The sequence below is a fragment of the Paenibacillus sp. LRG-1 genome, from assembly GCF_057220305.1.
The window spans coordinates 3,716,546-3,738,826 of the sequence record NZ_CM170126.1; the positions used below are offsets into that span (position 1 = coordinate 3,716,546).

General features: G+C 45.0%; 20 protein-coding genes. 8 read left to right on the forward strand and 12 right to left on the reverse strand.

Translation table 11 applies throughout. From position 1 onward, the window contains the following. Positions 1–61: 61 nt before the first annotated feature. The 5 genes from ACUUJN_RS16565 to ACUUJN_RS16585 form a co-directional block, all read right to left on the reverse strand. On the reverse strand, positions 62–1,546 hold the full coding sequence (locus ACUUJN_RS16565; RefSeq protein ID WP_484668715.1) for an alpha-N-arabinofuranosidase: 1,485 nt from the start codon (positions 1,544–1,546) through the stop codon (positions 62–64). A gap of 320 nt (positions 1,547–1,866) precedes the next feature. Further along, on the reverse strand, positions 1,867–2,145 hold the full coding sequence (locus tag ACUUJN_RS16570; protein WP_023989282.1) for a DUF6171 family protein: 279 nt from the start codon (positions 2,143–2,145) through the stop codon (positions 1,867–1,869). 96 nt (positions 2,146–2,241) lie between these two features. Continuing rightward, complete coding sequence (locus tag ACUUJN_RS16575; protein WP_023989283.1) at positions 2,242–2,562, reverse strand: hypothetical protein; 321 nt, start codon at positions 2,560–2,562, stop codon at positions 2,242–2,244. A gap of 72 nt (positions 2,563–2,634) precedes the next feature. Next, positions 2,635–3,579: a Gfo/Idh/MocA family protein gene (locus ACUUJN_RS16580; RefSeq protein ID WP_484668716.1), complete on the reverse strand. Its 945-nt coding sequence runs from the start codon at positions 3,577–3,579 to the stop codon at positions 2,635–2,637. A 163-nt stretch (positions 3,580–3,742) separates the two neighbouring features. Further along, complete coding sequence (locus tag ACUUJN_RS16585; protein ID WP_023989285.1) at positions 3,743–4,432, reverse strand: TerC family protein; 690 nt, start codon at positions 4,430–4,432, stop codon at positions 3,743–3,745. A 351-nt stretch (positions 4,433–4,783) separates the two neighbouring features. Here ACUUJN_RS16585 and ACUUJN_RS16590 point away from each other — a divergent pair, with 351 nt between their 5' ends. Then, a complete protein-coding gene (locus ACUUJN_RS16590) occupies positions 4,784–5,401 on the forward strand; it encodes a TVP38/TMEM64 family protein (RefSeq protein ID WP_484668717.1) in 618 nt (205 codons plus the stop codon). Between the two features lie 179 nt (positions 5,402–5,580). Then, the gene (gene msrA / locus ACUUJN_RS16595; protein WP_028540577.1) at positions 5,581–6,552 is read left to right on the forward strand and encodes a peptide-methionine (S)-S-oxide reductase MsrA; all 972 of its coding nucleotides are present in this window, start codon (positions 5,581–5,583) and stop codon (positions 6,550–6,552) included. A gap of 105 nt (positions 6,553–6,657) precedes the next feature. Here msrA and ACUUJN_RS16600 read toward each other — a convergent pair whose 3' ends face one another. Further along, positions 6,658–7,461: a lipid II flippase Amj family protein gene (locus tag ACUUJN_RS16600; protein ID WP_028540576.1), complete on the reverse strand. Its 804-nt coding sequence runs from the start codon at positions 7,459–7,461 to the stop codon at positions 6,658–6,660. 151 nt (positions 7,462–7,612) lie between these two features. Between ACUUJN_RS16600 and ACUUJN_RS16605 the strand changes: the two genes are divergently transcribed. Continuing rightward, the gene (locus tag ACUUJN_RS16605; protein ID WP_075154409.1) at positions 7,613–8,062 is read left to right on the forward strand and encodes a DUF2188 domain-containing protein; all 450 of its coding nucleotides are present in this window, start codon (positions 7,613–7,615) and stop codon (positions 8,060–8,062) included. A 66-nt stretch (positions 8,063–8,128) separates the two neighbouring features. Here ACUUJN_RS16605 and ACUUJN_RS16610 read toward each other — a convergent pair whose 3' ends face one another. Both ACUUJN_RS16610 and ACUUJN_RS16615 read right to left on the reverse strand, forming a co-directional pair. Continuing rightward, entirely contained in the window at positions 8,129–8,833 is a 705-nt protein-coding gene (locus ACUUJN_RS16610; RefSeq protein ID WP_013310869.1) for a YitT family protein, read from the reverse strand. Positions 8,834–9,295: 462 nt separating this feature from the next. Further along, the gene (locus ACUUJN_RS16615; protein ID WP_069079999.1) at positions 9,296–10,186 is read right to left on the reverse strand and encodes a DMT family transporter; all 891 of its coding nucleotides are present in this window, start codon (positions 10,184–10,186) and stop codon (positions 9,296–9,298) included. A 307-nt stretch (positions 10,187–10,493) separates the two neighbouring features. Here ACUUJN_RS16615 and ACUUJN_RS16620 point away from each other — a divergent pair, with 307 nt between their 5' ends. From ACUUJN_RS16620 to ACUUJN_RS16635, 4 genes are all read left to right on the forward strand, one after another. After that, the gene (locus ACUUJN_RS16620; protein WP_028540573.1) at positions 10,494–10,895 is read left to right on the forward strand and encodes a YhjD family protein; all 402 of its coding nucleotides are present in this window, start codon (positions 10,494–10,496) and stop codon (positions 10,893–10,895) included. 223 nt (positions 10,896–11,118) lie between these two features. Beyond that, positions 11,119–12,582 carry a spore germination protein gene (locus ACUUJN_RS16625; protein WP_028540572.1) on the forward strand — a complete coding sequence of 488 codons (1,464 nt, stop codon included), beginning with the start codon at positions 11,119–11,121 and terminating at the stop codon, positions 12,580–12,582. Further along, the gene (locus tag ACUUJN_RS16630) at positions 12,575–13,666 is read left to right on the forward strand and encodes a GerAB/ArcD/ProY family transporter (protein WP_028540571.1); all 1,092 of its coding nucleotides are present in this window, start codon (positions 12,575–12,577) and stop codon (positions 13,664–13,666) included. Before ACUUJN_RS16625 ends, ACUUJN_RS16630 begins: the two co-directional genes overlap by 8 nt. Next, the gene (locus tag ACUUJN_RS16635) at positions 13,663–14,784 is read left to right on the forward strand and encodes a Ger(x)C family spore germination protein (protein ID WP_023989293.1); all 1,122 of its coding nucleotides are present in this window, start codon (positions 13,663–13,665) and stop codon (positions 14,782–14,784) included. Before ACUUJN_RS16630 ends, ACUUJN_RS16635 begins: the two co-directional genes overlap by 4 nt. A 14-nt stretch (positions 14,785–14,798) precedes the next feature. Here the strand turns inward: ACUUJN_RS16635 and ACUUJN_RS16640 are convergent, their stop codons facing one another. Then, a complete protein-coding gene (locus tag ACUUJN_RS16640; RefSeq protein ID WP_023989294.1) occupies positions 14,799–17,324 on the reverse strand; it encodes a transglycosylase domain-containing protein in 2,526 nt (841 codons plus the stop codon). 216 nt (positions 17,325–17,540) lie between these two features. Here ACUUJN_RS16640 and ACUUJN_RS16645 point away from each other — a divergent pair, with 216 nt between their 5' ends. Beyond that, the gene (locus tag ACUUJN_RS16645) at positions 17,541–18,809 is read left to right on the forward strand and encodes a DNA polymerase IV (protein WP_484668718.1); all 1,269 of its coding nucleotides are present in this window, start codon (positions 17,541–17,543) and stop codon (positions 18,807–18,809) included. Positions 18,810–18,958: 149 nt separating this feature from the next. Here the strand turns inward: ACUUJN_RS16645 and ACUUJN_RS16650 are convergent, their stop codons facing one another. The 3 genes from ACUUJN_RS16650 to ACUUJN_RS16660 form a co-directional block, all read right to left on the reverse strand. Beyond that, positions 18,959–19,246, reverse strand: coding sequence for a stage VI sporulation protein F (locus ACUUJN_RS16650; protein ID WP_013310877.1), 288 nt, complete (start codon positions 19,244–19,246; stop codon positions 18,959–18,961). Positions 19,247–19,356: 110 nt separating this feature from the next. Next, positions 19,357–21,405, reverse strand: coding sequence for an ATP-dependent DNA helicase RecG (gene recG / locus ACUUJN_RS16655; RefSeq protein WP_053325711.1), 2,049 nt, complete (start codon positions 21,403–21,405; stop codon positions 19,357–19,359). 1 nt (position 21,406) lies between these two features. After that, entirely contained in the window at positions 21,407–22,276 is an 870-nt protein-coding gene (locus ACUUJN_RS16660) for a DegV family protein (RefSeq protein WP_023989297.1), read from the reverse strand. Positions 22,277–22,281: the final 5 nt, after the last annotated feature.

A 22,281-nucleotide genomic window follows, 5' to 3' on the forward strand; every position in this document is an offset into this window, starting at 1 on the left:
GCTCTCTTTGTTCATAACCAATAATAATGGAATTCTGCTTACATACCACAACCCAGCTTTTTTACGGAGCAAATGTCAGCATCACTACCGACATTGGTGGCAGTGTAACATCCAAATGCTGATCTTGCAGCTGATAGGATGTGAAAGCTTCCTTTTTCACACGCTCTGGCTGATCAAACGTATTATGTGCCTGCATATCGTCGCTGGCAAGAACAACACCGCTGATCTTTTTAACCTCTTCCAGTCCTCTTAGCTCCAAATTCAAGTTTGCCGACTCGCCCGGATGGACGTTGCAAAAGCTAATATGAATATTGTCATCCTGCGCCTTGGAGGCGGACACGCTTACTTGTGGGATGGAATCCCCATCATATTCATAATCGCCCACCTTTACATGAACAGCCAGTGCTTGTGCATCCTGATGCACCTTAAACATTTCAAATATATGGTATGTCGGCGTCAACAGCATAGCAGGGCCTTCGGTCAGAATCATGGCCTGTAAAACATTGACCATTTGAGCGATATTCGTCATCTGTACTCGGTCATGGTGATTATGGAAAATGTGTAGGTGCAGCCCAGCTACCAGCGCATCGCGCATCGTGTTTTGCTGATACAGGAAGCCCGGATTGGTCCCCGGCTCAGTCAGGAACCAGGTTCCCCATTCATCGACGATCAGTCCGACCCTTTTGTCAGGATCATATTGGTCCATAATGGCTGAATGACGAGTAATCAATTCATCCATATGCAATGATTTTTTCATCGTCTCGAACCATTCCGCTTCATCAAAGCCGAGTGCTTGCCGTTTCCCTTCCCAGTTTCCCGGGATCGTATAGTTATGCAGGCTCAAACCGTCCATAAGATGCCCAGCTTCACGCATCAACACTTCGGTCCAACGATAATCATCCACATTCGCCCCCCCTGCAATCCGATAAATGCGGTTCTCGCCATAGTTACGGACATATGTCTGATAGCGGCGATACAGGTCGGCATAATATTCTGGGCGCATGTTACCGCCACAACCCCAGTTTTCGTTACCCACTCCAAAATATTTGAGCTTCCATGGTTTCTCACGACCGTTTTCCTGACGCCATGCAGCCATAGGGGACTCTCCATCGAAGGTCATGTACTCTACCCACTCCGACATTTCCTGAACTGTACCACTGCCGACATTTCCACAAATATAAGGCTCTGCATCTAACAGTTCGCACAATTGAAAAAACTCATGTGTGCCAAAATGATTATTTTCAACCACACCGCCCCAATGCGTATTTACCATTCTCTTACGGTTTTCTTTTGGTCCGATACCATCTTTCCAATGATATTCATCGGCAAAACAGCCTCCCGGCCAGCGCAATACAGGAATGTTCAGCTTTTTCAGGGCTTCCACTACATCATTTCGAATTCCGTTTGTGTTTGGAATCGGTGAGTCCTCTCCAACCCATATGCCTTCATAAATGCAACGTCCAAGATGCTCAGCAAATTGTCCATAAATATTTTTATTAATAATGCCTTGTTTCCAATCGGTATTAACAACAATAGAACCCTTCACAACAAACCCTCCCCAAAATATTAAGATTGTTGGAACACCCTTACGAATGTTTGCGCTTTCATTTTTGGTCTAAATATCACTCATATTACCGATCTTCTTCCGATCTTAATTTTTACGCAACATCTCATCTAGAAAACATTAATATAAATATTAATAATTAAATAAAAACATTTCACGTGTTTAATATATTTTATTGCCTACTTTTTGTCAATCGTTAAGAAAAGGTCCAATCAAACCAAAAAGCCTGCCATTAGGGCAGACCAAGGTATGACTACTTTAACCCGTAATCCAAGTTCAGCCGAGCCTGAGCATTGTATCTTTTAGGCTGTTCCTATCCAGCGTGAACCATGGTAACTGGGACAATTTTGAGCTGCCGCCAAAGCACGTACACGAACAATACTTCCGCTGATGCCACATGTATGCCCGGACATTAACTCTTCACATTGTGAGCAGGCCAACAGTCTGGCTTCGTACACTTCATCGTTTACACATTCCATTTTGGGTCTCATGTTGGTTAGAATTCTGGTAATTTGCTCTTCCGATATCGAGATATCTCTTTCACAGCCTTTACAGGTACTTGGCATAGGTATATCTTCCATCGTAAGCTTACCCTCCCCATCAACAATGTCTTAAGTAAATACAGTGAGTCCATGATGCCATAAATGATAACTGTATATTGTTTATTCTGGCTAGCCCTATTTCCGTTCCGACGAAAGGCTGGCAGCCGCCTCAGATACGACCATCGCCAAGTCCTCATTTCCGAACATGGACAGTACCCCTAATACCGTATCCAGCGGAATATCACCCGCTTCTTCACGCGATACAGTCAACTTGCGTACTCGTAGCAGACGCTCGTTACTATCCTGATGCGGATACGCTACACGATATAATTCCTCTGGCTCCAACCCGTGATTGATACACCATTGCGCAAATACAAGGATCATCATATCTTCTTCTTGCTTATAATTTTCAATGATGGCTTCTTCTAGCTGTTTACCACGGTTATCTTCTTCCATTCATTCATTTCTCCTTCAACCTAATTCTTGATGTCTGTCTGGACTGTTAAGATCACGTTCGGACGTTCCATATTAAACACTCAAACGGCTGATCAGTTCGTCAGCCAGCATATGGCTTTCCAATACTTTTCCAGCCCGTACAGCACACTCCTCCGGACGATGAATATGCTCCAGAAAATGATTCACGACTCCGGTGAATCCCCGTCTTTCCAAAATCGTATCCCAGCTTCCAAAAGTTTGCGTTAGTGGTGAATGATTTTTTTGCATAAAAACAGCCTGTTCCATATTTATTACTTCAACAGACCGTCCTGCCCCGTGAAGCTCCAGCTTCTCTATGTCAGCCCCTGCCTGTCTACTCATACTGTAGCTTCCGGTAGCATTTCCCAAACGTACGGTCCCGAACGCAGCATCCATATATCCATCACTCGTCGTATTCATACTACTATGCAGCAGCTCATAATCATCGCCACCCAGCCACAAAAGCAAATCAAGCATGTGAATTAAATCATCATAAACCGTCTGTGCCGCCGGTCTTCGATCATATCCAGTACGGTGTTTAATGGCCGCACATTGACTGATTCCACCTGCTTCCTCTAACCATGCTTTAGCAGCTACATAATGCGGGGCAAAACGTCGATTAAAGCCTACCGCCAGCAGCACGGCCTGCGCTTCCGCAAAAGCGGTCATTTCCAGATTCTGACGAACATCATAGGACAACGGTTTATCCACATACACAGCAATCCCTTTTTCAATACATGCCATAACTAGATCAAAATGAGCTTCGGTCGCGGCATGTATAAATACAGCTTCCGGTTCCCATGCTAGCACCTCCTTCACATCAGTCGTTCCTCTTGGCAACCTATATTGCTCCATAATGGAACTCACCGGCTCCTGTGAACGGTTCATGACACCTACAATGTCTACACCTTGGTGTGCTGCCAGTAACGGTAAGTATACTTTTCGAGCAATACCACCCAGTCCTGCAATAGCTACCCTTGTCTTCGTTTGCTTGTCCATTTCGCTCCCACCTTTAATCACTCATTCATCTGTTGTCTAGTTTACATGGAAGTCTGCTGACAAGCAAAGAAAAGAGACTGCTCCGGGTCCAGTTGGACCTAACAGAACAGCCTCTACGGCATGAATGTTCAGCTTCAGCTAAGTTTACTTAATGTAAGTTAGCTTAGGCGTGCTGCGCTTGCTTTCTTGTTTTTTCACTTTTAATTTTTTTAACACGCATCCCAATGGCTACAACCAGAACCACAACCAGAACCTCAAAGCCGTATTTAATGACCCCGTTCATAAACCAGTGTGCAATCAGCGGTTCCGCCACCACCATTTTGGCGGCAGTGTAAGCCAGTACAGCAGCACCAATCGTAATAACTACTGGGTAACGTTCAGTCAGCTTCAAGATAATCGTACTTCCCCACACCATGATTGGAACGGAGATTGCCAGACCCAGTATAACAAGCAGCATGTTTCCATGAGCTGCTCCCGCAACAGCAAGTACATTGTCGAGGCCCATCATCGTATCCGCGATAATAATCGTGCGGATCGCTGCCCACATTTGATTCGTAGCTGAAATTTCATGTTTTTTCTCTTCGACCAGCAGCTTATAGGCAATATAGATAAGTGCGAGTCCCCCAATCAAACGCAATCCATAAATTTGCAATAAATACGTGACCAGCACTGTAGCAATCACACGAATGATGACCGCTCCGACCGTCCCCCAAATAATGACCTTCTTTTGATTGGCCTTATCAACATTGCGAGCCGCCAAACCGATTACGATGGCATTGTCACCAGCTAGCACCAGATCAATGATAATGATGGATACTAATGCGGTTAAAAACTCAATTGACAAAAAATCCATACGTTTCTCCCACCTTTTTTATTTATTTGTTATACTGTACATAGTTCAGCGCTTTATACTAAAAAAGCGCCATTTCACGGAATCCGGAAACGGCGCTTGACCCAAATTTGGCATCAAAAAAAGACCATTTACCCGGATTCCTAAAATCCTGGCAAAGGTCTCGCTTACAACATTACGTTGCCAATAAAGCCGGGGATTAAAAATCCCGTAATGACGACTTTACTCGTTGAGCTACTCCCCTTTGGGAACTATTCTATTAGTGGCAGTATAGCACACATTATTGGGAATGTGAACCCTATTTTTTTCTGTATAAGCGATAAGCCGAACAGGGATATTGAAAGAGGTATGTAAATGAAAAAATGGCTACTCGTCGCGGCTTATGTTTCGCTGCTTTGCATCGCGTTTATCTACAGATATGATTGGCTCGTCTGGGCGGACAAGCAAACCTCCTTTCCAGTTCTGCTACTGCTCGCATTTTTATTCGCGTTAATACCGTTTGTGCCGTACAAGCTGATTATCGCTTCTATTGCTTATGCCGCAGGCCCCTGGCAAGGTGCTCTGATCTGCTGGCTGGGCACTACCTTGGCTGCGCTGGTCGTTTATAGTGCCGTACGTACCCTGTTCCGTGACAAAGGACGTGCCTATTTGGAGCGGGTTCCCGCATTGGAGCGCTTCAATCGGGTCATGGAGAGGGAGCCTTTTGCTGCTGTGCTGCTGGCTCGCCTGATTCCGGTCATCCCCCAGGCAGCGGTAAATGTATACGCTGGAGTAGCAGGGTTTCCGTTCTGGAGCTTTATCCTAGGTACAGCTATTGGCAAGCTTCCCGCAATTGCGGTGTATGCTTATGCAGGCGGCACCTTTGCAGAACATCCAATCACCGGTTTGCTCATTTTGGTGCTATATACTGCACTGGTGGGCGGCGGCTTTATACTCTACCGAAAAAGGCTTCAACGCGCCAATAGAATATAATGCGATAGTTTGCCACCGTCTCTGTAGGATGTTTCGTTGCGATTTTTGAGGACAGAGCCAGTTACACTGCTGTTTGGTTTCTGACGTTTCGTTGGATTTTGCAAAAATCTCGTATATAATTTAATTGTAAGCTATTTAAATAACAACTAATTAAACATTCTCAGATTGGAGTGAAAAATATGAGCACCAACAATCCACACACAGTAGAAAAAGCAACTTTTGCAGGTGGCTGCTTCTGGTGCATGGTTTCCCCTTTTGAGGAATTACCCGGTATTTTGAAGGTTAGATCTGGATACACAGGGGGACATACCGAAAATCCTACCTATGAAGAGGTGTGTTCTGAAACAACGGGGCATGTGGAAGCCGTACAGATTACATTTGACCCACAAGTTTTCCCGTATGAAAAACTGTTGGAGCTATTCTGGCAGCAGATTGATCCGACGGATGAAGGTGGACAGTTCCACGATAGGGGTTCATCCTACCAAACGGCTATTTTCTATCATAATGAAGAGCAACGAATCAAGGCAGAAGCGTCTAAAGAAGCTTTGGCTCAAAGTGGCCGCTTCGACAAGCCCATTGCTACACCGATCCTGCCTGCGGCCACTTTTTATGAAGCAGAAGAATATCATCAGGACTATCATAAGAAGAACCCCGCTCATTACAAGCGCTACCGCAAAGGTTCGGGACGTGAAGATTTTATCGAGCAAAATTGGTCCGGCAAGATTGATAAATCCGATCTTAAAGATCGGCTGACGCCTATTCAATACGAAGTAACACAAAAAAACGCGACCGAGCGCCCTTTTCAAAATGAGTTTTGGGATCATGAGGGTGAAGGCATTTACGTGGATATCGTATCAGGAGAGCCTTTGTTCAGTTCATTGGACAAATTTGACGCAGGTTGCGGTTGGCCCAGCTTTACCCGTCCATTGCGCAGCTACAATGTCAAAGAAAAAACTGATCTCAGCCATTTTATGATCCGTACCGAGGTGCGAAGTCGTGAAGCTGACTCCCATTTAGGGCACGTATTCGATGATGGTCCTGGTCCAGATGGTTTGCGTTATTGCATAAATTCCGCCGCGCTCCGCTTTGTGCCTCAAGAAGACTTGGAACGTGAAGGATACGGAGCATATAAGTCATTATTTGAACAGTAAATAGCCATAGAATCATTGGGGCTGACCCGCGATCTATCTTTAATAGATGATCATGGGCCAGCCTTTTTTGGGATGTGGCAGCACATCATTACGTAAGCTAGCCATTTAACTCATTACCCATCCAAGCCAAATGGCTAGCGGTACTAGCAATAGCTGGGCTAATAAAGTACCTGCCAAGCGCGAGATGATCATCCAGCCGTACATGCTGTTCATCCGAGTTAAGGGTAGCTCCCCTCGTAGCGTTTTCTCCGACAGAACCGCCAATCTTGGATCAATTAACAAGGTTAATAATACCGTTGCGACGCCATTGATTAGACCTGACGACATTGACATTGCTGTACCTTGAGCAGGCCACAGGAATGATGCATATAAAGCAGATACTACTCCTGTTGTATAAATCGCAGTGACAGCTATATTCAGAATAATTAGACGCTTAGGTATCGCTCCACTAATCAGTGAAGTAAGCATTGACCAGGTGGGGCGCTTTATGTAGTAGCCTGCATGTTTCCAGCGACTTCGCAGCATTAAATGACGCACCAAAGCCGGAATAGATCCGGTATGCTCCAAATGCACAATCCATCTGGCTGACATGCGTACCACTGTTGGATACAGTAATATAGCAAGCATGGTTCCAACGGTTGCTGCCAGCAGTACCCCATGCATATATAGTTCCAGTCTAATATCCGTTCCGCCCACTTGTGTTGCAGCTTTAGCCTGATCGACCATCCCTCCAAGTAAAGGCCCCTGCGCCATGTTAGAGGTGCGTGAAACCAACAGCAGCATCCCCGCAACGGTTAACGCCAATCCAATCCGACTCGCTCGCAAACCACCAAGTCGAAGAGCATAGGACAAGCTATCTGTAGTATGAATGATGATAGTCAGCAAAAAAACAAAACCCCAGGCAAGCAAATGCTTCACTCCTTTTTCTGGTATTCTGCACACCATTATACGCTTTTTCTCAAGATACATTTTACAATATATTCATTTCTTTGATTTCCGTTTGTTTAAGCCGACAACGGGTAATACATAATACATCATCTGTTATAAGGAGTGTGCAACTATGCCTTGGAACAAACATGATTACCCTCCATCCATGAAAAACCTGGAGCCTCGTGTGCGAGAAAAAGCCGTCGATATTGCTAACGCCCTACTCCATGACGGCTATGAAGAAGGGCGCTCGATTGCGATTGCCACTTCCCAAGCCGAGGAATGGAACGATAATCATCCAGCCGAGCAAGATGAGAAACCGACAAAACATGAAAAACAGCATTCAAGCGAAAATCTGCACAACCATCATTCCGCTTCTTCCGATGCAAAGGAACCCATTCATGTGGTGCCGCACGAGGATCGCTGGGCAATCAAAGAAGAGGGACACAACCAGCCCATTTCAACCTTTAAACACAAAAATGAGGCGATTGACGAAGCTCAAAGTTTTGTAGAACACCAACAGATTTCTGCAATTATTCATGACCGGAATGGACGCATTCATTCAACTTTAAAGCCTTCCTGATAGAAGCTGAATACAGCGAAAGGGTGTTACGTAAGAAGATTTCTCTCCTGACGTAACACCCTTTCCTTATTGACGAAGGCTGTGGACGACCGGCACTGTTTTGGCAACCACCTTTTTAGCGGGAATAGCCGCTGGCAGTACCTTTTTCACAGGTCGGTGCAGTTGGAACGTGGTCGTCCATGTAATTATTTTTCCGGCAAGCCACACAGCCAGTATTGTAAACATTGTTTCCTTCATAGGCAGATACAACAATGATAATCCCAGTACGATGATGTCACTGACAATAAACACGTTGCCGATTTTCCACCCGCGCCACTCACTGATCAGCAGAGATAGGATATCATCGCCCCCGGTTGCTCCACCGAATCGCAGTACGATTCCGGCTCCCAAACCTGTAAGCACCCCACAAAGTAGAGCAGCTATCAGCAGATTTCCATGTAGATCTATAACCAGAGTCGAATACTTCTCAAATCCTGCATAAAACAGTGAAAAAGCGACGGCTCCGATTAACGCAAGCAGCATAAATCTTCTGCCCTTCAGTACCCATGCCAGCAATATGACGGGAATATCAAGCAACAACATACTCCATGCTGGAGATATGCCAAATGCGTAATGTCCCAGCAGGGCCAAACCTGCAAAGCCGCCTTCTGACAAATGATTTTGAGCATTAATGTGATAGTACGTAAAAGCTAAAATGCATGTTCCGAGCAACATGACAGCAATCTGTCTCAATGCTCCATTGTTCACGATAGATTCGTAAGTTTTCCTCATACAGGCTCCCTCGGTTTCTCGTAAGTTTGATGTGGATGAACCCACTCTTACGGAAGCTACCGGGTAAGATGTGCCTGGAGGACTTGGTCCTTCGCATGTACAATCCCCTCTTCCGCAGAGTTGGCTTTCGCAACTTGACGTTACTCCGCGGAAAAGCTAAGTATAAGACAGATCAAATCGTTTCCAAATCGTCCTTTGGGGAAGTATCCTTCGGGGACACATGGTATCCTGATCCTTTCTTTTGTGGAATAAAACTCCGACATTTCTGTGGTGCATATAATTCTATAATTTATTATACCACACCTTGTCACCTGCTAAACAGCTTGCTTTTTTGCTGCACCATATTTTATTTTATGTGTGAGCATGCTTTATTGTATGTGCGAATTAACGCATTATACCGAAGGTTTGGCGAATGCACATTTAATATAATAACCAAAGCGTATTTTATTTCTGTTTAGATTATTATTCACTTAATTTGGCGGTTCTACGCTGGTTGGCCATAAACACGCCTCCAAGTATAAGGACCAGCCCGGTCAGAACGTTCCAGCCGATATGTTCATTCAGGAGCAAAAAGCCCCATACAATGGCACTTACTGGTACAAAATACGTCACCGAAGAAGCAAATTCCGCACTCCCCCGCAAAATCATGTAGTTGAACAAAATATATGCTACTCCTGATCCCAAAACTCCCAGTCCTATAAGAGAACCCAATACACCTGGGTCAGAAACAATCGACAAATCAGGTCTCTCCACAATTGCCATCATAATGCCACCCCCTACCGCAGCACCAAACAGTGTCGAAAAAGTAGCCTGATACATGGAAAGATTGGAGAGAAAACGTTTGGAGAGCTGTGTTCCAAATCCGTAGCAGAGAGTCGCAAGCAGCATACATCCAAAACCCACAGGATCAACAGAAATAATAGATGCAGGATTAATACCCAATAAAATAATGATTCCTACAAAAGCGAGACCCATTCCTAACCACTGCATTCGATGAAAAATAGCCCCGAAAAAAACAAGCCCCACCAACATGGTCCATATTGGCGTGGTGGCATTCAATACAGAAGCCATGCTGCTAGCTATTCTGGTCTCGCTAAAACCGATCAGTGTCCATGGCAAAACCATGTTGACCAAAGCTACCAGAACAACCGATTTCCACGGAATGCTTTTGATTTCAAACGGCCTGCGCATAAGTAGCATTAATAAGACGATAAAAATAAATCCAAAGCTGGATCTGAGAAATACAATCGTCCACGGCCCTACTTGATGTAGCAACAACACCTTGATAAACATAAACGAACCGCCCCAAATGAGGCTCAACAATAATAAAGCTGCATATAACGAACGTGACAATATGTATACCTTCTTTCTCCACTTTCTTAAGTTAAATAGTAAAGGCTGACCGCAGCCAGAACGATCTCTCCTTTTATGTAAGTTTTTATCCAATAGCTTAACATGAACTCTGTTTGACTGTCATTGGCGATAAACGCATGAATTCTTTACACAATGGCACATAGGATATCGCTCCCTACCACTTTTCCAATAATTGATGATTGCTTTAGTAATGGAAAAATTCCTATGATGAGGGAGGTATAAACAGAACATACGTTCTATATACTGATTATATATTGTATTCTTACTCGGAGTAAAGGAGATTTTTATGCCAAACCAAAAGACACTAAACCACAAGAATAAAGCTCCTTTGCCTTCTGAAGAAGACGCAGGGCTGATCAAGATCTGTGTACTTCTAACTCTTGTGCTGGATGTGCTGGAACGAGACATTCGTATTATAAATACCTCTCCTCTAAAAATGCCCGATTTGTATGTTCGTAGCCTGACTGGAGTACAACAGCGCGTAGCTGTTCAATTAGCAGAGACAAAGGCGCGAATGAAAACACTAGGGGTTAAAATATACAGCGAAATCCGAAATCATGAAGGCGTAGAGGTTTTGTATGTATGCCGCGGCTATCAAAGGCGTTTTTTCATGCTTTCATCCTTTGCCCGCAGCGAGGTCCGACGGAAACTGGGACATTATCTGGGAATTGACCCCACCCAAGATTAAGCCCCCTTGTAATCTCGTCCCTAGTTCTTGCACGATTAATTTTCATTCCCTGCAAAATAACCAACCCACCTCCCATTTATCAACCTAAATTAAATTCTAGTATAAAACTATTGCGTTACGTGAAGTGAAGGTGATTCGAGAATGGATAAGTCACCATATCATGGATAAACTCAATCCATTTGACTCACATTATGCCTATCTCATCCAAAAAGGAGGTGCTCTCTTGGCTGGACATGACGCAGCTTCCGTTGAATTAAGTAGGAATGTTTCCTTTATTGAGCAAGCCCTTTTTTATACGGATGATTTAAAAAAGCAGGCGATTTCCGTTGACGGCAAAGACGGTATGCTGCTCTATATTGATTCGCTCGTAGATCAGGAGATGATTCAAACTCATATCCTGAGTGCCTTATATGAGAAAACCGATGCAGTCTCTCATCAAATGTTCACTACCTTAAGCAGTCAAAAAGACACCGACCTTCAAAATGCTGCTGATTCGCTTATTCAGGGATATTGCATTTTTATGATAAATGGAGCGGAGGAATTTTTTATCCTTTCTTCCGAAAAAACGTATGCTCGCAGTACGGACGAACCAGAAAACGAAGGGATTATTCGCGGACCGCACAATGGATTCATTGAGCAGTTATCCATCAATCTGAATCTGATTCGCAAACAAATTGTCACACCGTCACTGGTTGTACGCTACTTTTATGTGGGATCTAAAACCCGGACTAAAATCGCTATTGTCTATGTTCAAGACTTGGCTAATCCTGAGCTAGTGGAAGCAGTGAAAACGAGAATTAAAGCGATCTCCTCCGATATGGTGCTCCCCCCCGGTTTTATTCAAGAGTTTATTGAGGACAACCCTTTTTCCCTCTTCCCTCAACAACTCAGCACGGAACGACCGGATCGTGTGACCGCCAATCTAATGGAGGGACGCATAGCGATTTTGGCTGAAGGTAGCCCAACTGCTCTAATAGCTCCCGTCTCTTTTTTTGCATTTTACCAAAGCCCAGATGATTATCACGGTCGTTGGATTATTAGTTCATTTCTAAGAACGATTCGAATGATGAGCTTTTTGATCGCTTTTACGCTACCTGCCATTTACATTGCGACGATTGCTTTTCATCCAGCTATTTTGCCATTAGAGCTGGCGCATACCATCAAAAAATCACTGGAAAATGTTCCATTCCCAGCGATTGTGGAGGCTATGCTGCTTGAATTGATCTTTGAGGTGCTACGAGAAGCCGGGGTTCGTCTACCCAGTCGGGTTGGTCAAACTATTGGAATCGTTGGCGGTCTCGTCATCGGAGATGCTATCGTTCGGGCTGGTCTCGTGTCGTATACGATGATCATCGTCGTCTCGTTAACAGCCATTTCTTCTTTTTTAGTGCCTTCTCATGAAATGAGCTCAGCGGTTCGTATCCTTCGTTTTCCGATGATGATTGCTGCAGCCTTGTTTGGATACATTGGCATTGCTTTCGGTTTACTTTTTCTTACTATCCACCTTTGCAAGCTTGAGACCTTTGGTACGCCCTACTTTGCTCCTCTTGCACCATTCCGGCTCGGTGATATGAAAGATGTTTTTATCCGCTTTCCGATTTGGACATTCCATCAGCGACCATATGATTCCCAAGCCCAAAAATTGAAGCAGCAGAACGACTCTAGGAGCTGGAAAAGACGTGAATAAAGAAAGTACCATTGCATCGGGTCAACTGTTTTTTCTCATCATTAAGTTTGAGATTGGCGTAGATATTTTGTCACTTCCCTATCAGATGCACCTTTCAGCTAAAGGAGGGGGTTGGATATCTGTCATTATTGGTGGCCTTTTGATTCAACTCATTATTTTGATGTGCTGGCTCCTGCTAAGACGTTTTCCCTCCTCTTCGATTTATCAAATATTAACCCAGATTACTGGTTCCTGGATTGGAAAAGGATTGACTGTGGCTTACATTGCTTACTATCTGCTCATGGGTACCTCGGTTCTTGTGAACGCTTATGACGTCATTAATCGCTGGATGCTGCAATATACTCCCCGTTGGGCTATACTTGCCCTGTTTTTGTTCAGTAGCATATATCTGGTTCGCGAAAATTTAAGAACGATTGCCCGAGTACTTGTTTTAATTTCATTTCTGATTTTTCCCATGATGCTGTTAATTAGCTATGGTATAAAGCAGTCCAACCCGCTTTATCTGCTACCTCTGACTGAGGCGGGATGGCCCCGTATTATTGTCGGTTCAAAAGAAACGCTCCTAGCGATGTTTGGTTTTGAGTTCATTCTTGTCGTCTTTCCCATGGTTGAGGGCAAAAGTACAAGCAAGCTCAAGTCAATTCTGGCAGCTAACGCGATCGTGGTACTATTGTATTGTTTTACCGTATTTACCTGTACAACCGTATTCAGTCCCCAACAGCTTGAATTAATGCCGGAGCCAGTCATTTATTTGCTCAGATCCATTCCACTGGGGACGATGGATCGGGTCGATTTTATTTTTCTGCCGATTTGGCTCATTTCGATCTTTGGCGCTATAAGTGGATATTATTATGCGGCGTCTTACGGAATAAGCTATCTATTCAAGCAAAAAAGTCACAAAAAGGCGGTTCCCTTTGTTGTGCTCGCCTCATGTTGTATTGCCTATTTGCCTCAACGAAGAGAAGATTTCGAGCTTATTGGTTCCATAGCCAATAATTCTGCTTATTTTTTCCTAATTGTGTTCCCTTTTCTGCTGCTGATCCTATCCTATCTCTTCAAAAAAAAGGAGGGACCTGAAACATGAAAAAAAAGAGCAGAGCGCTTGGAATGCTAACTCTACTCATTTTTATAACAGGCTGCTGGGATCAGGACAATTTGAAGGATGCCCGATTGGCAAATGCATCGGCTTATGATCTCACTCCTGAAGGCATGTTGTTGCAAACGCTAGAGGTTGTAGACGATTCTCAAAGCAATCAAGGTAAAAGCACCAATGAAATTCATTCAGGCACCGGCCACTCCGTTCGGCAAAGTACAGACAAAATCCGAGCCAAAGTAACCGGGGATATCCGCTTTTTCAAATACGGAGTTATTCTGTATGGTACAAGCTTGGCCCGAAAAGATTTATATCCCTATCTGGATGTGCTGTATCGTGAGCCTGACCATCCGACTTCCCATGTCAAGGTAGCTATTGTAGATGGATTAGCTGGGGAAATAATAGATCAAAAAAGCATAGGTAGCCTCTTGATTGGCGAATTTATAACCAAAAAAATCAGAAGCCTTGAGGAAATGTGTATGTTCCCGGAAATGACACTGGAGACACTGCTCCCCCCAATGCTTGATCCGGGTCAAGATTTTGTACTCCCCTATCTTTCCAAAGAAGGAGAAGATATTACAGCACGTGGAATTGCCTTATTTCACGGACAAAAATTCACAGGAAGCCTAAGTAGTGAGCAAGGTGTTTTATATGTCTTAATGACTGGAAAGTGGAAAAATACAGCTCGCTTTGTAAAAAGGATACATCCCGGACCTGTCGGTGATGTGCAAAACTTTATTACGTATCAGGCTAAAATCCAGAATGTCAAACGTAGCCTTAAAGTGAACGTTCAGCGCGATGGACAAATTGATGTGGAGCTTAACCTAAAATTGCCTGTCGATATTGTTGAATATGCACGAAACCATCTTCAAGATAAAGCTAACGTACAGCGTCTGAACCGTCAACTTTCCGAAATCATGACCCAGGATGCGGAACAAATTATCCGTACACTTCAGGAAAATGGATGTGATGCCTTTGGCGTAGGCAGACAGTTGATCGCTCATTATCCAGCAGTATGGAAAAGTGTAGATTGGAATAAAGAATACCCCAATATCCGTTTTCATCCGCAGGTCACTGTAGACATTGTCGGGAACGGCATTTTAAACTAGGCCGTTCCTGCCGTTTAATTTTTGGGTTGATCAGATATTATTTCAGGATAAATAACTTCGTCAGATTTGGTTTTTGGAGTCTCACTCTGGCTTTGTGATTCAGAAGGAGTCACCTGCTCGTTCTCAACAGAAGGTTGCGGAGTATCTGTAGATGGCAAATCTTTATTCTCATCAGGCATATCTATCTCTGTGTCTGCGTCAGGAACAGTAGGATCCGTTTCCTCTGGTGGAATTTTCTCTTGATCTATTGCAGGTACCTCAACCTCTGGGACTTCTTTTTCCTTGATATCTGGTTTAGATGGGACCACTGGTCTAGCAGAACGCGGAAGCTGTTCTCTTCCAACTTCGGTAGGCACATACTTTTGATTAAACCAGTCAGTCACGAGTTGACCCGATTGACGGGAATAACGCCCTGGCAGCTTACCTGTAAGGCTAGAAACCGTAACTCTTACAACACCTTCCGGCCGTATAAAGTGCTTATTCTTAAAAAGCTCAGGCTGGTCCTTGACCGCCTCATTCATGATCAGTGCCCACACTGACTGTGCTCTGGAATGGCCTTCTTGAGATAATGTATTAACCTGTTGGCGGTAACCAGCCCAGACGCCTAGTGTAACGTCAGGTGTGTACCCCATAAACCACACATCACCAAAGTTTTGTGTCGTACCGGTTTTACCAGCGATATCAATGGCACCGTAGCTTTTAAAAGCATTTTGCAGGCGTTTGCCGGTTCCCCTCGGATCTGATATAACCGTTTTGAGCATATCCGTCATCAAAAATGCGGTTTGCTGCGAATATACACGCTTCGTCTGCGGTTTAAATTCATATACGATCTTCCCGTTGGCATCCGTAATTTTGCTGATCAGATGAGGTGCATTATATACACCCATATTGGGAATCGTTCCATATGCTGCGGTCAGTTCCTCGACGGATACCCCTTTGCTTAGTCCACCCAAAACCCCTGTCTGAGCATGTTCATCCTGCGGCTGAATCGTCGTAATTCCAAGAGAACGCACAAAATTCCAAGCATTTGGAATTTTAACTTCATATAGGAACAGCCTCAGCGCAGGGATGTTGATTGACCGATTGAGTGCTTCACGGGCTGTCATAAGCCCCTCGTACCGTCTGTTATAATTTTTAGGAATATGATAACCTTTACGCCCGTCTTTCAATATGATTTGTGAATCATCAATAAGACCGGCTGGCTGAGTGTAGCCCTTTTCCAAAGCAGGTAAATAAGCAGCAATAGGCTTCATGGCAGAACCGGGCTGACGTGTCATTTGAGTTGCATAGTTCATTTGCTCGGTATTAAAATCCCTGCCCTCGATCATACCGAGTATAGCCCCTGTTTTATGATCAATCATGATTGCTGCAATCTGCTCTAATCCCTTCTTCTTACTGTATGGAGAAAAATTTTGTGGATTGGCTGCAATCTGCCGCATATTGTTATAAATTTTCTTATTTATCGTTGTATAAATTCGATAGCCGGACCGTTGCAACTCTTCTCGCGTATTTTGAAGAAGCTCGGCATGCTCAGGCTTGGAAATCTCGGCTGCCGTGATATCGGGATTTTGCTGGAGCGCTAACAATTGGGCTGCTTCCCGCTCTGTCTCCAGCATCAAATAAGGGAATGTGTTATAACTTTTTTCGCGATGTGGCGCAAGAGTGGCTTTCACATCAAATTGAAGCGCCTCGTTATATTCGGATAGCGTAAGTTTACCTGTTGCCAGCATTCTTCCCAACACGACACGTTGGCGCTCCATCGCTTTATTGAAGCCTTCTTCATCGAAGTTCCCTTTACCATCAAAAGCGGAATAAACAGATGGCAGTTGCGGGAGACCTGCCAAATAAGCCGCCTGAGCAATATGAAGCTTATGTAGATCACTTACATTGAAAATCCCTAACGAAGCAGACTTGATTCCATATAAATTGTAACCAGCGGAACCATTACCAAAAGGCATTTTGTTTAAGTAAGCCGTTAATATTTTATCCTTGCCCATAAACCGCTCCATACGCAGTGCCAGCAGCATTTCCTTCACCTTGCGACTGTCCGTCTTATCCAGACTGAGAAAAACCCTTCGGGCTACCTGCTGCGTCAGTGTGCTGCCGCCTGTTTGGCGGTTTTCATTCAAAAGCTTCTGCTTAACGGCACGAGCTGTTCCCTTTAAATCCACACCACGATGCTCATAAAATTGGCTGTCTTCCGTTGAAATGAGGGCGTCCACAATAGACTGAGGAACATCCTTCAGATCAACGAGCTGTCGATCCTCCTCCATGCGCATTCTTCCAACCGGAGTTACCTGATCATTAAAAAATACAAAGCTGGTCAGAGCGTTCTCATTTACCTTTTCATATATCAACTGACGTGATCGTACAGGTTCATCATGAACCAGTGCCGCCACATAACCGGATATAAGTCCTCCAGCAAACAGCACTCCAAGTACACCCGCAAACGAGAACCACTTGATATTAATCAGCAAAACTCTGCCAAAAATACGCCACCTACTGCGTTTTTGAGATGATGGTCGACGTTTTGGGTTCATAAAAATGGTTTTCTCCCCTCAATATTCATTCATTTCCACTTGTTTTTGCTCAAGATATTATGATACGCCATGTTAGGTTTTACGTAAACTGTAACGTTCCAAAAAATACATTTGTATTAGGAACACTTGTTCTGTATATAATACTACTATAAGAGTATACATTCAAGAATATTTTGGAAGGATGACCCACACATATCAGGAGAGGAGGTCGGATTTTTGAAGGAAAGCAGAAATAGAACCATATTCTTATCGGACTGCCAAAGTTTTTATACCAGCATCGAAAAAGCAGATGATCCCAAATACCAACATAAGCCACTCGTTGTGGCCGGTGACCCTGCACTTCGTTCAGGCATTATTTTAGCTGCGTGTCCGCTGGCCAAAAAATACGGTATATCTACAGCAGAACTCCTGGGAGAAGCGGTGAAAAAATGTCCTGACCTTATCATTGTACGCCCACGTATGCAGCATTATATCGATGTCTCATTAAAAATAACAGAAATCTATAATGAATATACGGATTTGGTTGAGGTTTTCAGCATTGATGAACAGTTTCTGGATATGAGCGGAAGCCTCTCCCTGTTCGGGGATCCGGTGAGTATTGCAAGTGAAATTCAGCAAAAGGTACTGGCACAAACAGGAGTATGGATTCGAATTGGCATCAGCTCCAACAAAATGCTGGCTAAAACCGCAACAGATATATGGGCTAAAAAAAATGACAGTGGCATTTTCTTGTTGCCTACATCCGATATTGCAGCGTTGCTGTGGCCTCAGCCAGTACGTCTTATGTTCGGCATCGGTTCGCGCATGGAACGGCATTTGGAGAAGCTTGGACTACACACCATTGGAGATATTGCACGTACTCCCTTACCCCGGCTACAGGACAGATTCCGGTCTCATTTCGGCAAGCAGTCCGATATTCAGGCAGAGGTGATATGGCGAACTGCTAACGGGATCGATCACAGCCCGGTCAAGCCGGAAACATTTAATACACCTCCCAAATCCATCGGTCATATGATGACTCTTCCCCGCGACTATCTCCAGCCTGCGGAAGTGGAAACCATCCTGCTTGAACTAACAGAGGAGGTGTGTCGGGACGCCCGCCGCAAAGGATATATGGGCTCGGTTGTGACTGTTCATTGTATATGCAGTCCCTACGAGGCACCAACCGGATTCTCCCGACAAATGAAGATACCCGATCCTACAAACCATACCCAAAAGGTATATGAAACCGTTAAAAAAATCTTTTATACTTTTTGGAATCATATGCCCGTGAAGCGCGCAGGGGTTACTTTAAGCGGATTGGTGGATGATCAACTGTATCAGCTGGATTTTTTTGAGGATCAGGAGCGATCCCGTGCTTTGGAAAAGGTGACGGACACTTTAAAGGATCGGTACGGTCAGTCCATCATCATGCGCGCATCGTCGTTAACAGATGCCGGACAGGCCATGGAACGGTCTATCAAAATTGGCGGTCATTACAAATAAAAGTCTCATGATAAGCACACACTAGCTATTGCCCGGGGAATGAACTAATACAAACCAAAAAGGATCGCCTGATATCAGGCAATCCTTTTTTCATCTGTGCTTCACAAAAAAACATGGAGAGCGCTTTGAAGCACCTCTTCAAATAGCAATCAACGGAACATTCCCCACAGCTTGATTAGATGGAATGTATTGGACGGATCAATTTTTTGTGCCAATACGAAGGCGGTCAATTGCTCCTCCTGCGCAGCTGTCAAACGCTCGTTTAAAATAGCAGAAGTGGACTTCACAAGATGACGCACCTTAGCTTTATTTTGCAGGTCCGCTTTAGTCACACCTTCAATCTGCTGCTTAACCCGCTCCTTGAGCGCACGATTCTTCATTTTCAACTTAATCCGCTCCACCAGTTGCGGACTGATTCCATATTGCTGATAGCTCAATGTTGCCACACCTCCCATATCATTTGGTCATTCCCAAATATATGACGGCCAGCCTGTCCATTGTGCCTATCTGTTTAAAACGTTTAGAACAACCTCATGATTCATGTGGATTAGTCGATGAGATCCCCCTGGAAAATCTGTTCTTTTTGCAAATAACCGCGCAGTCCTTCATACTGCGGAGATGTCCAAAAGGACGAATCCTTAATCAGATCGGTTGCATCCTCCCGCGCCTTTTCCAGCACCTCAAAATCCGCTACCATATCTGCTAAACGAAACTCGGGTAGCCCACTCTGCTTGGTGCCAAAAAAGTCACCCGGCCCTCTCAAATCCAGATCGCGTCTAGCCACCTCAAAACCATCGTCCGTATCGGTCATAACCTTCATCCGCTCCTGACCAACCTCCGACTTAGGATCAGCGATCAGTACACAATACGAGGCATGTGCTCCCCGTCCGACACGTCCACGTAATTGATGTAACTGGGACAGCCCAAAACGATCCGCGTCCATAATGATCATTAGCGTCGCATTGGGAACGTCTACCCCCACCTCCACAACCGTCGTTGAAACGAGTAACTGAACCTCATTCGCATAGAAAGAACGCATAACTTCTTCCTTTTCTGCGGGAGTCATTCGTCCATGTAATAGCCCAACGCGGTAATGTGGAAAAGCCTGTTGCATTTGAATATGCAAATCGATGGCATTCTGTACGTCCAGCTTCTCCGACTCTTCAATCAACGGGCAAATCAGATAAGCCTGCCGTCCCTGATCTACCTCGCGGGAAATAAAACCAAGTACCCGATCCATCAGTTCGTGCTTCACCCAATAGGTGGAAATTGGAATACGCCCCTTCGGCCGCTCTGACAACGTAGAAACATCCATATCGCCAAACGCAGTGATGGCCAGCGTACGGGGGATCGGTGTGGCCGTCATCGTCAGCACATCGGGATTATAGCCTTTGCGACGCAGTACACTACGCTGATTCACTCCGAATCTATGCTGCTCATCCGTTACAACAAGCCCAAGCTGGCGAAAATATACATCCTCCTGAATGAGAGCATGGGTGCCTACTACAATGTCCAGCAGACCCATTTGGAGAGCAGCTAGGAGCTCCTTACGCTTCTTCCCGGTTGTACTCCCAGTCAATAGGCCCACACTGATTCCAAAGGGCTCAAACAGCTTGTGAAGCGATCGCATATGCTGCTCGGCCAATATTTCGGTTGGCACCATCAGCGCTCCCTGAAAACCGGAACGTACTGTGGCAAATAAACCGATGGCAGCAACAACTGTTTTACCTGACCCAACATCTCCCTGAAGCAGACGGTTCATACAATAAGGTGAGCGTAGATCGTGCAGTATTTCAAGCTCTACCTTCTTCTGTGCATCCGTTAATTCAAAAGGCAAAGCCCTTACAAATTCACGAATCGTGGCGTTATCCACCGTATGTACCACCCCGTCCGCTCGACCACGATTTAACGCCCGGAATGCCTGCATTTTCAGCTGAAATAAAAATAGCTCCTCATACACCATCCGCCGACGAGCCTCTTGCCCCTCGCGGTTGTCCTGAGGCTGGTGTATACCCGCAATAGCCTGCTTGCGCGGCATCATACTATATTTACGCACAAGCAACTCAGGCAATATTTCGGGGATCATTTCACCAAACTGCTGGAGTGTCTGGCTCATTGTTTTTCGCATCCAGCTTTGCGTAATCTTACCGCCTATAGAGTACACCGGTTGAAGTGTCCCCGAGCGGGCTACTCCTTTATCAGGAAACTCAGAATCTGCAACAGTCATCTGCATCCGTTTGAGATCCCATTTACCAGTCACCACAATTTCACGACCTGAGGTTAGCTGCTCCTTCATGAAATGCCGATTAAACCACGTCGCGGTAAACATCCAATCCTCGGCCATCAATTTACAAGTCAACCTTGATTTGCGCCCGTAACGCTGAAGCACCGGAATGCCCATAATTTTGGCCTGTACTGTAATCTTATCTCCATCCTTCACTTCACTTAGCGAGCGCAGTCGGTAATCTTCATACCGAAACGGATAATATTCCAGCATGTCCTGTACGTTAGAAATACCAAAAGCGTGAAGCTCTCCCTCTTTGAGAGCACTCACGCCATGTATTTGTTTTAAAGGTATTTGATCCAATTGCAGCATATTACCTCTCATCTCCGGCCGGCCATACAAAAATGCCAATCGTACCTGGCCCTACATGGGTCCCAATCACAGCGCCAAGTTCAGTATATATTCGATCTCCCAGCTCAAAATGCTCTGCCAGCTGAGCCACGAACGCTTCTGCCGCTGAGCGATCTGCCGTATGACCCACAGCAATATTAATTTTTTGGCCTTTTAAATCCCGCTCCAGTAGTTCAATTATACGTGCTGTCGCTTTTTTATGCCCTCTCGCCTTATCAACCGAATAAATAGTGCCTTCTTTGTCAATCGAAAGAATCGGCTTAATGTTAAGTAACGTACCAACCATTGCCGCTGCCTTGCCAATACGTCCGCCTTTTTGTAAGTATTCCAGGGTATCCACCAGGAAATACAAACGACGGCGCTCCCCACGACGTTCCACAGCCCGAACGATATCAGCCGGGGAATGCCCGGCAGCCGCCAGCTCTGCCGCATAAACCACTAGCATGCCGTATCCGTATGAAGCTGATTTGGAATCCACCACAGTCACTCTATGTTCATGCTTCTCCAGCATGGATTTGCCCAGCAGAGCAGACTGATACGTTCCGCTCACACCCGAGGATAAATGGATAGAGATAACCTGGCTCTCGGGGTATTGCTCCAATAGCGTCGTGTATGTCTCCAAAAAACGGGCTGGTGAAGGCTGTGATGTCGTAGGTAGCTCATCAGCCCGTACTAGTTCGCTGTAAAACTGCGACGCTGACATCTCAATGCCGTCCAGGTAAGCTGTGCTGCCGAACATCACTGTCAATGGTACAACAACTATACCGAGACGGTCTGCTAATTCCGGTGGAATATCAGCCGTGCTATCCGTCAAAATGATGGTACTGCTCATCAGTC